Source organism: Comamonas sp. CMM02, assembly GCF_014851485.1.
GTDB classification, from domain to species: domain Bacteria; phylum Pseudomonadota; class Gammaproteobacteria; order Burkholderiales; family Burkholderiaceae_C; genus Comamonas; species Comamonas avium.
Genome location: NZ_JACUZW010000003.1, coordinates 898,816 through 912,318, shown reverse-complemented (window position 1 = coordinate 912,318; position 13,503 = coordinate 898,816). Strand labels below are relative to the sequence as shown.

At 56.0% G+C, this 13,503-nt stretch carries 12 protein-coding genes; 11 read left to right on the top strand and 1 reads right to left on the bottom strand.

The window, feature by feature from the left end:
- From IB213_RS18305 to IB213_RS13585, 11 genes are all read left to right on the top strand, one after another.
- Positions 1–2,052, top strand: a 2,052-nt coding sequence (locus IB213_RS18305) for an immunoglobulin-like domain-containing protein (RefSeq protein ID WP_192407119.1), incomplete at its 5' end; no start/stop codon positions are given.
- A 356-nt stretch (positions 2,053–2,408) separates the two neighbouring features.
- On the top strand, positions 2,409–3,425 hold the full coding sequence (locus tag IB213_RS13630) for an extracellular solute-binding protein (protein ID WP_191721462.1): 1,017 nt from the start codon (positions 2,409–2,411) through the stop codon (positions 3,423–3,425).
- 26 nt (positions 3,426–3,451) lie between these two features.
- Complete coding sequence (locus IB213_RS13625) at positions 3,452–5,092, top strand: iron ABC transporter permease (RefSeq protein WP_225213908.1); 1,641 nt, start codon at positions 3,452–3,454, stop codon at positions 5,090–5,092.
- Positions 5,093–5,111: 19 nt separating this feature from the next.
- Positions 5,112–6,122: an ABC transporter ATP-binding protein gene (locus IB213_RS13620; RefSeq protein WP_192407117.1), complete on the top strand. Its 1,011-nt coding sequence runs from the start codon at positions 5,112–5,114 to the stop codon at positions 6,120–6,122.
- A 233-nt stretch (positions 6,123–6,355) separates the two neighbouring features.
- Positions 6,356–6,925 carry an alpha/beta hydrolase gene (locus IB213_RS13615; protein ID WP_192407115.1) on the top strand — a complete coding sequence of 190 codons (570 nt, stop codon included), beginning with the start codon at positions 6,356–6,358 and terminating at the stop codon, positions 6,923–6,925.
- A 174-nt stretch (positions 6,926–7,099) separates the two neighbouring features.
- Positions 7,100–8,101, top strand: a complete 1,002-nt coding sequence (locus IB213_RS13610) for a sulfate ABC transporter substrate-binding protein (RefSeq protein WP_191721465.1) — start codon at positions 7,100–7,102, stop codon at positions 8,099–8,101.
- A gap of 59 nt (positions 8,102–8,160) precedes the next feature.
- Positions 8,161–9,051, top strand: a complete 891-nt coding sequence (gene cysT, locus IB213_RS13605; protein WP_191721466.1) for a sulfate ABC transporter permease subunit CysT — start codon at positions 8,161–8,163, stop codon at positions 9,049–9,051.
- Positions 9,048–10,022 (top strand): sulfate ABC transporter permease subunit CysW, encoded by a 975-nt coding sequence (gene cysW, locus IB213_RS13600; RefSeq protein ID WP_225561106.1) that lies wholly within the window; start codon positions 9,048–9,050, stop codon positions 10,020–10,022. The genes cysT and cysW overlap by 4 nt, the downstream gene beginning before the upstream one ends.
- A 29-nt stretch (positions 10,023–10,051) precedes the next feature.
- A complete protein-coding gene (locus tag IB213_RS13595; protein ID WP_191721467.1) occupies positions 10,052–11,179 on the top strand; it encodes a sulfate/molybdate ABC transporter ATP-binding protein in 1,128 nt (375 codons plus the stop codon).
- Between the two features lie 60 nt (positions 11,180–11,239).
- On the top strand, positions 11,240–11,749 hold the full coding sequence (locus IB213_RS13590; protein ID WP_192407113.1) for a disulfide bond formation protein B: 510 nt from the start codon (positions 11,240–11,242) through the stop codon (positions 11,747–11,749).
- Between the two features lie 97 nt (positions 11,750–11,846).
- Positions 11,847–12,521 carry a pseudouridine synthase gene (locus IB213_RS13585; RefSeq protein WP_191721469.1) on the top strand — a complete coding sequence of 225 codons (675 nt, stop codon included), beginning with the start codon at positions 11,847–11,849 and terminating at the stop codon, positions 12,519–12,521.
- 192 nt (positions 12,522–12,713) lie between these two features.
- Here IB213_RS13585 and IB213_RS13580 read toward each other — a convergent pair whose 3' ends face one another.
- A complete protein-coding gene (locus IB213_RS13580; RefSeq protein WP_192407111.1) occupies positions 12,714–13,388 on the bottom strand; it encodes a glutathione S-transferase in 675 nt (224 codons plus the stop codon).
- Positions 13,389–13,503: the final 115 nt, after the last annotated feature.

The following is a 13,503-nucleotide window of genomic DNA, read 5'->3' as shown; positions in this document are numbered from 1 at the left end:
GGCGGTAACTTTGAAAATCTGGACACCACAGCCACGGCAGACGTGGTGGTGGCCGATACGCCTGACACGGTCAAGGTGACCTTGGTGGGCACCAGCGCCGTCGAAGGCAGCACAAACGTGACCGTGGGCGGCAGCCTTGACCATGCCCCACAAACCGAACTGGTGGTGACGCTGAGCAACGGCGCCACGATCACGTTTGGCGTGGGCTATGTGCCGGGCACGGTTGTGCAATCGACCGCGTTTGCCGTGCAGGGCGATGACGTCTACAAGGATGGCGCCACCGAGACACTGACCATTACAGGCACCAATGGCGGCGGTAACTTTGAAAATCTGGACACCACAGCCACGGCAGACGTGGTGGTGGCCGATACGCCTGACACGGTCAAAGTGACCTTGGTGGGCACCAACGCCGTTGAAGGCAGCACGAACGTGACCGTGGGCGGCAGCCTTGACCACGCACCACAAACCGAACTGGTGGTGACGCTGAGCAACGGCGCCACGATCACGTTTGGCGTGGGCTATGTGCCGGGCACAGTGGTGCAATCGACTGCGTTTGCCGTGCAGGGCGACGACGTCTACAAGGATGGCGCCACCGAGACACTGACCATTACAGGCACCAACGGCGGCGGCAACTTTGAAAATCTGGACACCACAGCCACGGCAGACGTGGTGGTGGCCGATACACCTGACACGGTCAAGGTGGATATCCATGCCATTGTGACCAAGACATCAGTGATCAATGTGGACAACGTATCGACCAGCCAAAGTTTTGTGGTCAAGGCTTATGGGGTGGATGGCAAGCCTGCTGATATCTCTACGGTGCGAGGTACAGATCACGACGGTTTTGGTGTGGCTGGTGCGGCATCGGGTGACGACAAAGAGTTGGGCTACAGCAATGGCAAGAGTGAAAAGATTGCCATTGAGTTCAAAAACGAGGTCAAGAATTTTGATGTCCAGTTCGCTTGGCGCCATAACGGCGAAGCAGCCAAGGTGGAGTTTTTTGATGCTGCTGGCAAGTCTGTAGGTTGGGCCATTGTTTCTGGCGGAGGCTCCAGCACAGAGGCGCTGGTCAAGTACTACGACGCCAGTGGCAACCTCACCAGAACAGAAAAAGCGGCAGGGGGCTCGGACAAGGTGGACTTGGCCTACACCTTTGAACCTGGCAGCGGGCAGACCTTCGCATCGGCGGTATTTTCTGCGGTAGGTGCCGGAGATGATTACTTGATTCACTCCATTGCTTATCGAGAGGTGGTGGCGGGTGGTGTGCAAAGCATTTCAGGCGTCAGCGATGTGACGTTTGAATTCCGGACCACGCATGCGCCGGATCCCAGCAAATATGATTTCGTGAATACGTTTCCTACCGCACAGGTTGATATTGCGGGACAGATTTATCGCGTGCAACTGGATGCCAATGGCTACGGCAAGCTTTCTGTGATTACCGATGGGTCAACAGATTTGCAGGCAACAGTGGTTGCTGTCGATGGCAATTTTGAGCATGTTGATGTCCCGGCGAGTTTGACTTTGACAGCTACTGATGTCGTGGCGCGCGATGACGCCTTGCAGGGCGGTGACGGCAACGACATTTTGGTTGGCGGACTGGGCAATGACAGCTTGAGCGGCGGCGCTGGCAAAGACATTCTGATCGGCGGCAAAGGCCATGACACTCTGCTGGGCGGGCCGGGTGATGACATCTTTGTCTGGCTGAAAAATGATGCAGGCACTGCCCAGGCTCCAGCCAAGGACGTGATCAAGGATTTTGGTGAAGGCGGTGCTGCCAAAGGCAATGACGCGCTGGATTTGCGTGATTTGTTACAGGGTGAAGAAAACTCAGGTGATCTGAGTAAGTTTCTGCACATCGACCGTGCTGGCAGCAACACGGTTGTCAAGGTATCCAGCTCTGGTGTCTTGGCCAGTAACGGCAATGGGTTTGATCAGCAGATCACGCTGGAAGGCGTGAAGTGGACAGATCCCGGTAACGATGCGGGGGCACAGAATGCTTTGATCAAGCAACTGATTGCACAAGGCAAATTGCTGGTTGACGGAAACCATTGATCTTGATGCTGCTGGCAGTCGCAATGCTGCTAGCAGCGTCCGCTCCAGTGGCAACTGCATCGAAGCGCATGTCCTGCAGGCATGCGCTTTTTTTATGTGCGCCCCAGCATCTGTGAACTGGTTGTCAGTGATCTTGGATGAGCAAATCTATGGCACAGGTGGTAGCGCGTAAAAACCGTGCGTTCATACAGGCATGAATGTCAGCTGTAGATAGCACTTGCATTAGAATAAAGAAATAGGAATTATTCTTATTAGTTGTTGGGTGTTCCTGACCGCAATTCTTGTAACCTCCCGCACCTCGACGGTGTAGTGCTGCAGCCGATGCGGCACGATTTTCTGACTGGAAGCTTTTCAAAATGAAACTTTGGAAGACAGCTCTGTGCATGAGCTTGGTGGGTGCTGCAACCCTGGCGCAAGCCGCGCAACCTCAGGCCGTGACCGTGTACTCCTCGCGTATTGAAGCGTTGCTCAAACCTACGCTGGACGAGTACACCAAGCAAACCGGTGTGAAAATCAATCTGCTGACCGATCGTGGAGGTTCTTTGGCAGAGCGTCTGGCCGCAGAAGGTGCCAGCTCTCCGGCAGATGTGCTCATTACGGTGGACGTGGGCAATTTGTGGAATGCTGCTGAGCGTGGCCTGCTGCAAAAGGTCGATTCCCCGACATTGAACGCCAACGTACCAGCCAACTTCCGTGACGAAGGCAATCGCTGGTGGGGCCTGTCGCAGCGTGAGCGCACCATTTTTTACGCAGCAGATCGCGTCAAGCCAGAACAACTGAGCACGTACGAAGACTTGGCTGACCCTAAGTGGAAGGGCAAGCTGTGCCTGCGCACTTCCAAGCAAGCCTATACGCAGTCGCTGGTGGCCATGTTGATTGCCAAGCATGGTGTAGAAAAAGCAGAAGCCATCACCAAGGGATGGGTGAACAATTTGGCTGGTGACGTGTTCACCAACGATGCCAGCTTGCTCAAAGCCATTGCTGCTGGTCAGTGTGATGTAGGCATCGCCAACACTTACTACTTTGGTCGCATCCTGGCCAAAGAGCCTGAATTCAACAAGACCGTCAAATTGTTCTGGGCCAACCAAGGCCCCGGTCAAGGTGGCACACACGTGAATCTGTCGGGTGCTGGTGTGGTTAAACACGCAAAGAACCCAGAAGGCGCTCGCAAGCTGCTGGAGTGGCTGTCTTCCGAGAAGGTGCAGACGGCCTATACCCATGGCACTTACGAGAGCCCGATCAACAAGAAGGCTGAAGAAGATCCTATCGTCAAGGCGTGGGGCAAGTTCGTTCCTAGCCCTCTGAATGCTGGCGACATTGGCTCGCACCAAGCAGAAGCCATCAAGCTGCTGGACCGTGTCGGCTATCGTTAATCAGTTTTTCCAATTAGGTTAGCTATTTGTCCGTTGTAGACCATACCGCGCCAGCCTACCGCTGGCGCGGTTTTGCTTTTGCGCTGCCCATTGCGTTGCTCACCATCGTGCCTTTGCTGGCGGTGGTGGGAATGGCTTTAACGCCTCAACCTGAGATTTGGCAGCATTTGTGGAACCACGTGCTGCCGCGTGTATTGGCCAATACATTGCTGCTGATGCTGATCGTCAGCATCGTGGTACTGGCAGTCGGCGTGCCCCTGGCGTGGCTGACAGCCATGTGTGATTTCCCCGGCCGTAAGTTTTTTGCCTGGGCGCTGGTGCTGCCGCTGGCCATTCCTGCCTATGTGCTGGCTTTTGTGCAGATGGGGCTGTTTGAGTATGCAGGGCCCGTGCAAAGCTTTCTGCGCGATATCTTTGGAAGCAGCCGCTGGTTCCCTGATATCCGTGGCAGCCTGTGGGGGCTGGTCATGGTGCTGGTCATGGCGTTTTACCCCTACGTGTACTTGATGGCGCGCAGTGCATTTCTCACACAGGGGCACCGCAGCATGGAAGCGGCGCAGGCACTGGGCTATAGCCCCGTAGCCGCATTCTTTAAAGTCGGCCTGCCTCTGGCACGCCCATGGATCGGTGCAGGTTTGGCCCTGGTGCTGATGGAGGTGCTGGCTGACTTTGGTGCGATTGCGGTCTTTAACTTTGATACGTTCACCACGGCGTTGTACAAGTCGTGGTTTGACCTGCACAACATTGGTGCTGCCGCACAGCTGGCGGCCATGCTCGTGCTCGTGGTTACGCTGCTGCTGGCGGCTGAGCAGCGATCGCGCAGTGCACAGCGCTTTCATGTGAGTAATCCTCAGCAGTACCGCGTGGTGCTCAAGGGGGGCAGTCGCTGGCTGGCGTTTGCGCTGTGTCTGCTGATTTTTTCTGCCGCATTTGCTGTGCCCATGGTGCAAATGGTGGCTTGGTCGCTGTCGGTATGGCAGGAAGATCTGAACAGTGATTACTGGGGCTATGCCTGGAATACGCTGTCGCTTGCATTGATGACTGCAGCCATTGCCACTGTGCTGGCGCTGATGCTGTCCTGGATTCGGCGTCGCTATGCAGATGGACTGACCAGCTGGACGGTGCGGTTGGCTGTTCTGGGTTACGCCATGCCGGGCGTGGTACTGGCAGTGGGGGTGTTCGTGCCCATTGCGTGGCTGGATGCTTGGTTGATGGCGCTCCTGGAGCCTTGGGGTGTCCAAAGTCTGGGCATCATCAAGGGCAGTCTGGCTGGCATGCTGCTTGCGCTGGCAGCCCGCTTTTTGGCAGTCGCCTACAACGCGACCGACGCTGCCATGCAGCGCATTACGCGCAGCCAGGAAGAAGCGTGTGCTTCTTTGGGACTGGGGCCGTGGCAGACCTTGCGCCGTTTGCACCTTCCGCTGCTGCGCACAGGGTTGCTGTCTGCTTTTTTGATGGTAGTGGTGGACGTGATGAAGGAGATGCCCATCACGCTGATGATGCGCCAGTTCGGCTGGGATACCTTGGCCGTGCGTGTGTTCCAGCTCACATCAGAATCCATGTGGGATCAAGCCGCTTTGCCTGCTTTGGCCATTGTGCTGGTCGGTTTGCTGCCCGTGATTTTGCTGGTGCTGCAAACGGAAAAGACGCCGTCTTCAGGCGGTTAAACATTGCCGAGATTTTTGAATGCTTGAAGTTAAAAACGTTTCGCTGGGCTATGGCGCCACCATCGTGGTGCAAAACGTGAGCATGCGTCTGGATCAGGGTGAGATTGGTTGTCTGCTTGGCCCTTCGGGCTGTGGCAAAACCACCTTGCTGCGAGCCATTGCAGGCTTTGAGCCTGTGCGGGCAGGCCAGATTGATTTACAGGGCCGGACGGTAGCTGCAGTTGCGCAGAGCGTACCGCCACAGTTGCGTGACATTGGCATGGTGTTTCAGGACCACGCTTTGTTTCCCCACCTGAATGTGGGAGACAACATTGGTTTTGGCTTGCACCGCATGACCAAGAATGAGCGCGCTGCTCGCGTGCAGGAAATGCTGGAGCTTGTGGGTCTAGAGGGCATGGGTCAGCGCTGGCCCCATGCTTTGTCCGGTGGTCAGCAACAGCGCGTGGCCCTGGCACGTGCTTTGGCGCCCAAGCCCAGTTTGTTGTTGATGGATGAACCCTTTTCCAGCCTGGACACCAGCATGCGCGAGAGCATTGCGCGGGAGGTGCGGGCCATCTTGAAGCAGGCCAAGGCCACCGCTTTGATGGTGACGCACGACCAAAATGAGGCCTTTGCCATGGCCGACAATGTGGGGGTAATGGCGCGTGGTCAGCTCATGCAGTGGGGCAACGCAGTGCAGGTGTACTGTGCACCTGCGACACAGGATGTTGCGCAGTTTGTCGGCGAAGGGGCCTTGGTGCATGCGAAAACCACCGCTGGTGGTCAATGGCAAACCGCACTGGGTCTGCTGCCCGCAGGGCACCCCCATTACGCCACTGCGCATGGCATGCAAGTTTTGCTGCGCCCTGAGCATGTGCGTGTAGCTGAAAGCGGAGTGAACGTGAAGGTGCGTGCACGCACTTTTCGTGGCAGCCACTTTGTGTTTGAACTGGAGCTGCCTGACGGGCAGCGTGTGATGTCCAAGGTATCCCTGAATGCGTTGTATGCCAACTGCGAACGTGTGAACATTGCCTTGGCGGCTGATATTTAGTCGTCAAATAAACAAGCCTGGAGCGCTCATCCTGTATAGGGTGTAGCGCTTTTTTTTATGGCTTTTTTTGCTACGAAGACACGAAGGCTGGCCGCAAATTTCCTGCGCCGTGCGGTGTTTGCAGCGCTGTTCTTCCTCTGTGCACATGCTTATGCGCATAAGGAAACAACGAATCATTCGTTGGAGTTTGGAGAGCAGGCTTTCACAATCGGCCCTCCCAAGGAGAGCATGCCATGTCCACCACCCCACCTCGCATCATCATTGTTCCAGGCTGGCGCAATTCTGGCGTCGAGCATTGGCAAAGTTTGTGGGCCCAAGCACTGCCCCACGCGGAGCGGGTAGAGCAAGAAGACTGGCTCACGCCCAAGCGTGAAGACTGGGTGCGTACTTTGGAAGCCGTGCTGCTGTCGCGCCCTGAGCCTGCCATTGTGGTGGCGCACAGTCTGGGGTGCATTACGACCACCCATGTCTCAGCAGCAGCTGCAGCGCGCATTCGCAGTGCATTGCTGGTGGCTCCGGCAGACCCTGAGCGCAGAGCTCATTTGGCCGACTTTGCGCCGGTGCCCTATAAGGCCTTGCCTTATCGCAGTGTGCTGGTTGCCAGCAGCAACGATCCATATTGCCCTGTGCGTCTGGCAGGAGCCTATGCACGGGCATGGGGCAGTGAATTTGTGCGGCTGCAAAACGCAGGCCACATCAATGTGGAATCAGGCCATGGCCGCTGGCCTCTGGGCTTTGCCTTGCTTGAATCTTTGCTGCAAGACATGGACTGGGGTATGGGCAAGCAGCAGATTGCGGCTTGATATGGGTATTGAAAGTACGGACATGCGCTGTCAGACAGGCGGATCTTGCTCATATTTTCTATATGCAATTTTTCGATAAATTTAAAAGAATATATTCTTTTGAGTTTTAAGAACTCTTCATCACAATTCGAAGCATCTCTTTAAAACGCTCCTAGTGAGCAAGGCGACCACACCATGACATCTTTGAAGCTCAAGACTCTGTTGGCAACGATTGCGCTGGCTGCCGGTGGCATGGCAAGTGCGCAGGATCAATTGCTCAACGTTTCATACGACGTTGCACGCGAGTTCTATAAGGACTACAACCAAGCGTTCGTTGCGCACTACAAGAAGACCACCGGCAAGGACGTCAAGATTGACCAAGCGCATGGCGGCTCCAGCGCTCAAGCCCGTGCCGTCAATGACGGCCTGCCTGCCGACGTGGTGACTTTCAACACCACCACAGACATTGAATTTCTGGCCAGTAACGGCGTGGTAGCCAAAGACTGGGCCAAGCAGTTTCCTAACGACGCATCGCCAACAACATCGACCATGCTGTTTCTGGTGCGCCAAGGCAACCCCAAGAACATCAAAGACTGGAAAGATCTGATTCGCCCAGATGTCAAGGTAGTGGTCGTGAACCCCAAAACTGGTGGCAATGGGCGCTACGCCTATCTGGCCGCCTGGGGCTCGGTGCGTGAAAACGGTGGCTCGGATGCTGATGCGCAGGCTTTTGTGAAAAATCTGTACAAGAACGTTCCGGTTCTGGGCAAGGGTGGGCGTGACGCAACAGCCATTTTCTTGCAGCGCAATATTGGTGATGTGCTCATCACGTTTGAATCCGAGGTGATCTCGGTAGACCGTGAATTTGGCAAAGGCAAGGTGCAGGCGGTGTACCCATCCAGCTCCATCATTGCAGAGAACCCAGTAGCTGTTGTTCAGCGCACGGCTGAGAAGAAAGGTTCAGGCGCATTGGCCAAGGCTTACCTGGACTACCTGTACTCTGACGAAGCCCAGGAAATTGCAGCCAATCATGCATTGCGCCCCCGTTCGGAAGCTGTGCTCAAGAAGCACGCCGATATATTCAAGCCCCTGAAGCAATTTACGGTGGGCAAGTACTTTGGTTCCTTGGGTGAAGCGCAGAAGGTTCACTTCAATGACGGTGGCAAGTTCGACGAAATCTACACACCAGGCAAGTAATGCACAGCGCCTTTGCGCTTTGCATGCACATAACAACAATCTAGGCTGACAGGGACACCATGGCTTCTGCATCTCCCGCCAGCCCAAGCAGTCTTAGCGCCACCGCTGCGGTTCGCCGTGGGCGTGGCGCTAAGCGCGTTTTGCCCGGTTTCGGGCTGACCTTGGGCTACACACTTTTTTATCTGAGCATCATTGTGCTGATCCCATTGTCAGCACTGATCTTCAAGACATTTGAACTGTCTTGGCCCCAGTTCTGGGAAGCAGTCTCTTCACCGCGCGTAGTGGCCTCCTACAAGCTGACCTTTGGCACATCGTTCATCGCTGCGTGCGTGAATCTGGTCTTTGGCCTGCTGATTGCATGGGTGCTGGTGCGCTACAAGTTTCCGGGTAAGAAGATCGTAGATGCACTGGTGGATTTGCCTTTCGCGCTGCCCACGGCAGTGGCAGGCATTTCACTGACGGCATTGCTGGCAGGCAACGGCTGGGTAGGGCAGTACCTGGAGCCTTTAGGGATTCAGCTGGCGTTCAACCCCAACGGGATTGTGATTGCACTGATCTTTATTGGGTTGCCTTTCGTGGTGCGCACCGTACAGCCCGTACTTGAAGACTCTGAAAAAGAACTGGAAGAAGCAGCCACCAGTCTGGGTGCTTCGCGCTGGCAGATTTTTTACAAAGTCATTTTGCCCAGCATCTTGCCAGCGTTGATGACAGGCTTTGCCATGGCATTTGCACGCGCGGTGGGTGAATACGGCTCGGTTATTTTCATCGCGGGCAATATGCCCATGGTTTCAGAAATCACACCGTTGATCATCATCGGCAAGCTGGAGCAGTATGACTACGCTGGAGCCACAGCCGTGGCTGTGGTGATGCTGGTGATCTCCTTTGTCCTGCTGCTGGTGATCAATGCCTTGCAAGCGTGGCAGCGCCGCCATACAGGAGCTCCCGCATGAACGAGCAACATTACTTTTTGTTGAAAGTGCTGCTGGCTATCCTGGTGGTGCTTGTGATTGCCTACAAGCTCACAGCCCCACCCAAAGGCAGCAGACCTGAAAAACTCTCCACGACAGAGCCACGCTGGGTGCGCTGGCTGCTGGTGGGGGTGGCACTGACCTTTATCTTGCTGTTCCTAGTGCTGCCGCTGGCCGCTGTGTTTACCGAGGCGCTGCGCAAAGGGCTGCAAGCGTATTGGGAGGGCTTGAATGAGCCAGACGCCTGGGCTGCCATCAAGCTGACCTTGCTGACTGCCGTAATTGCGGTGCCACTGAACCTGGTCTTTGGTGTGGCCGCCGCCTGGTGTATTGCCAAGTACGAGTTCAAAGGCAAAGCTTTTTTGACCACGCTGATTGACTTGCCGTTTTCTATCTCGCCCGTGGTAGCTGGCCTGATGTACGTGCTGGTGTTCGGTGCCCACGGCTGGCTGGGCCCCTGGCTGGCAGAGCATGACATCAAGATCATCTTTGCTGTGCCCGGCATTGTGCTGGCGACCGTGTTTGTGACCTTCCCATTCATTGCCCGTGAGCTGATTCCGCTGATGCAAGCGCAAGGCAATGACGAAGAGCAAGCGGCCATCGTACTGGGGGCCAGCGGTTGGCAAACCTTTTGGCATGTGACCTTGCCTAACATCAAGTGGGGCCTGCTGTACGGCGTGATCTTGTGTAACGCCCGTGCCATGGGCGAGTTTGGCGCGGTGTCGGTGGTCTCTGGGCATATCCGCGGTCAGACCAACACGATTCCTTTGCACGTTGAGATTTTGTACAACGAATACCAGTCCGTGGCGGCTTTCGCAGCGGCGTCTTTGCTGGCTTTGCTGGCGCTGGTGACTTTGCTCATCAAGACCGTGGCGGAGTGGAAGCACGAACAACAGATCAAGGCGGCAGTCAACTTGCCGCCAGAGCGTCCGACACCCCTCAAGGCATCTTGAGCGTGCAACGCATTTGAAAGAGACAGACCATGAGCATTGAAATTCGCAATGTCAGCAAGCAGTTTGGCGACTTCCAGGCCCTGCGCGATGTGAGCCTGGACATCAAGTCGGGAGAGCTGATTGCGCTGCTTGGCCCCTCGGGCTGCGGCAAGACCACACTGCTGCGCATCATCGCAGGCCTGGAGACGGCCGACGTCGGCAGCATCCACTTCAGCGGTGAAGACACCACGGACGTGCATGTGCGCGACCGCAATGTGGGCTTTGTATTTCAGCATTACGCCCTGTTCAGGCATATGACGGTGTTTGAGAACGTGGCTTTTGGCCTGCGCGTCAAACCTCGCAAAGAACGCCCCAGCGAAGCGCAGATCAAAGAAAAGGTCATGAGCCTGCTCAAGCTGGTGCAGCTTGACTGGGTGGCTGATCGTTTTCCTTCGCAGCTGTCTGGTGGACAACGCCAGCGCATTGCCTTGGCGCGCGCTTTGGCCGTTGAACCTAAGGTGTTGCTGCTGGATGAACCTTTTGGTGCACTGGATGCCAAGGTGCGCAAGGAACTGCGCCGCTGGTTGCGCCGCCTGCACGATGAGCTGCATGTGACCTCCATCTTCGTGACACACGATCAGGAAGAGGCGCTGGAAGTGGCCGACCGCGTGGTGGTCATCAATCAGGGCAAGATTGAACAAGAGGGAACACCGCAGCAAGTGTGGGACAACCCTGCCAGTCCCTTTGTTTACGGTTTTCTGGGCGACGTCAACTTGTTCAAGGGCCGTGCCAAGGATGGGCATGTCTATCTGGAAGAGGGCATGCAGCTGGAAAGCAGCGAGGCGGTCGGAGCCACTGACAAGAGTGCGTTTGCATATGTGCGTCCGCATGAGCTCGATGTGGAGCGCTATTCGCCGGGGCAGCATACCGATGGCAATGGCCGCCAGACAGGCATGGTGGTGCAGCTCAGTCGCGCGATTGTGGTGGGCCCCATCGCACGTTTGGAACTTATTGCTGCGGATGATCACCAAACCAAAGACAATGCGGATTCTGAGCATTTGATCGAGGCGCAAATCTCTGCACAGCAGTACCGTGAAATGGGGCTGCGCGAAGGAGAGACGCTGGTGGTGACACCGCGGCGCGCCAAGGTATTCTTGGACGAAGCTGCCGGCATCTAACGGCGTCGCCTGCATGGGGCAGGGGGCGTTGATGCCGCCCCTCCTGTTGATGAGAGAACCATGCAGGTTTTAAATCAGATCACCACAGCCCCGCGCCGCACTCTGGCGCTGATTGCTGCCATTTGTGTGGGCATGCTGGCCTTCGGCATGTATCTGCAGTATGTGCAGGGTTTAGAGCCTTGCCCAATGTGCATCGTGCAGCGGTATGCATTGATTTTGGTCGCTGTCTTGGCTGGACTGGCAAGCCTGAAAGGGCAAAGTGGGTGGTGGAAATCTTTTGGCGTACTGGCCTTGCTGGCCTCTGGATTTGGTGCTTTTGTGGCTGCACGCCAAAGCTGGCTGCAATGGAATCCCCCTGAGTTCGCCACCTGTGGGCGTGACTTCTACGGCATGATCGAAAACTACTCGATCAGCCGCGCCATTCCCATGATTTTCCGTGGGTCTGGCGATTGCACCGCGGTGGACTGGACGTTCCTTGGCGGCTCAATTGCCAACTGGTCTTTTATCTGCTTTGCGGGCTTTTCGGTGCTGCTGCTGGTCTTGCTGCTCAAAGGCGGAAAACGCACTTGATCTTTAGCAATCACCAGCAAAAGCCCCAGCATGCTTGTCGTGCTGGGGCTTTTTGCTTTGGCTGACAATCTGTGCTTTGAGACCTCCTGATTTCTGCATGCCCCAGTACATCCTCTTTCACAAGCCCTACGACGTTTTATCCCAGTTCACGCCTGAGGGTGGAGCGCGTTCATTGGCGGAGTTTGATTTGCCCAAGGGGGTGTATCCGGCAGGCCGTCTGGATAAGGATTCGGAAGGTCTGCTGTTGCTCACTGACGATGGCCCTTTGATTGAGCAGCTGCTGCACCCGCGCAACGAAAAGCCAAAAACCTACTGGGCGCTGGTCGAGCGTGTACCTGATGAATCGGCCTTGCAGCGCCTGCGTGCTGGTCTGCGCATTGAGGACTACACCACCTTGCCTTGCCAGGCACAGTTGCTGGAGCCACAGCCGCAAATCGCTCCCCGTGATCCACCTGTGCGTGTCCGCAAAAGCGTGCAGGATGTGTGGATGGAAATTCAGGTGGTTGAGGGCAAGAACCGCCAGGTGCGCAAGATGACGGCGGCGATTGGCCATCCGACACTGCGCCTGATTCGCCAAAGCATTGCCAACTTGGAGCTGGGTGATTTGCGCCCCGGTGAATGGCGCAGCATTGAGCGCGCAGACATCCAGTGGGGCGACAGCATGCCCGCTGGCGAGGGTCGCCGCAGTGCTGCGGCACCAGTGCTGCATAAAAAGACAAGCCCCGTGGTGTCGGCACGCCGTCCCGGGGCTTGGTTTAACAAGAAAAAATAAAAAAGACAGTGACTGGCGCTTGAAATACAGGCGCTGTAAGCCTGAGAGCGGCGAACAGTCTCTTTGATTCAGCGTCACTCTGCCTTGCCGTGCACTTTTGTGCTTTGTGAGGCTTTGTGAACTCTCTCAATCAAGAGCCCATGGCTGGCTGCGTGGTGTTAGCAAGTTTTAAAGCTTGGAGCTGTCAAAGCTTTAAGCAGATTCAATGCTGCTGGTGCTGAAAATTGGTCCCGTGGTGTCTGGTATCCAGCCTGGGTAGGTTTCCATGACTTCGGCAAACAGGGCTGAATCAATCCAGCGCTGCAGCCAGTCTTGCAGATGAGGCCAGGGCTGCTCAGCCCATTGAGCCTCATCAATGCGCGCAAACTGGCGCACAAAGGGGCGCAAAGCCATGTCGGCCAGGCTGGGGTTCAAGCCATACAGATAGCCTGTTTCTGCCAGTTGTTCATCCAAGGCTGCGAGCCACGTGATGGCATCTGTCTGAGCCTGATTGACGGCTTCGGCGGTATAGCGCTCAGGGTACTTGCAACGGTCCAGTACTTGCTTAAAAAAATCGTCGTTGCGACCAACCAAGGCCAGCATGTCATCTTGCGTGCCGTGGGTGGGGGTGAGCCAGCCATCTGGGTCATTCGTCTGCAGCGCATGCAGCATGATCGCCAGACTTTGCTCGATCACCTGGCCATCTTGCAGGACCAGCACCGGCACAGTACCCTTGGGCGATGCATCCAGCAGTGCCTGAGGCTTGGCGCGCAAATTGATTTCACGCAACTCGCAAGCCATGCCGGCATGTGCCAGAGCCAAACGCGCACGCATGGCGTATGGGCAGCGGCGAAAGGAATACAGGATGGGCAGTGCGGGAGCGGTCATTCAGTATGGTGATGGAAAATGAAAGGTAGTAGCCAAGCGCAATACGCCAGCAAGTGAAGGTTTCGAACTGTACCTGCTTGCCCAAAAACATGTGTCCAGATGCAGTAAGCTGCGC

Bases quoted from the DNA above. Each gene is read 5' to 3' on its own strand.
- cysT (WP_191721466.1), top strand. From the start codon at position 8,161: ATGGCTTCTGCATCTCCCGCCAGCCCAAGCAGTCTTAGCGCCACCGCT.
- IB213_RS13615 (WP_192407115.1), top strand. From the start codon at position 6,356: ATGTCCACCACCCCACCTCGCATCATCATTGTTCCAGGCTGGCGCAAT.
- IB213_RS13620 (WP_192407117.1), top strand. From the start codon at position 5,112: ATGCTTGAAGTTAAAAACGTTTCGCTGGGCTATGGCGCCACCATCGTG.
- IB213_RS13590 (WP_192407113.1), top strand. From the start codon at position 11,240: ATGCAGGTTTTAAATCAGATCACCACAGCCCCGCGCCGCACTCTGGCG.
- IB213_RS13580 (WP_192407111.1), bottom strand. From the start codon at position 13,388: ATGACCGCTCCCGCACTGCCCATCCTGTATTCCTTTCGCCGCTGCCCA.
- IB213_RS13595 (WP_191721467.1), top strand. From the start codon at position 10,052: ATGAGCATTGAAATTCGCAATGTCAGCAAGCAGTTTGGCGACTTCCAG.
- IB213_RS13610 (WP_191721465.1), top strand. From the start codon at position 7,100: ATGACATCTTTGAAGCTCAAGACTCTGTTGGCAACGATTGCGCTGGCT.
- cysW (WP_225561106.1), top strand. From the start codon at position 9,048: ATGAACGAGCAACATTACTTTTTGTTGAAAGTGCTGCTGGCTATCCTG.
- IB213_RS13630 (WP_191721462.1), top strand. From the start codon at position 2,409: ATGAAACTTTGGAAGACAGCTCTGTGCATGAGCTTGGTGGGTGCTGCA.
- IB213_RS13585 (WP_191721469.1), top strand. From the start codon at position 11,847: ATGCCCCAGTACATCCTCTTTCACAAGCCCTACGACGTTTTATCCCAG.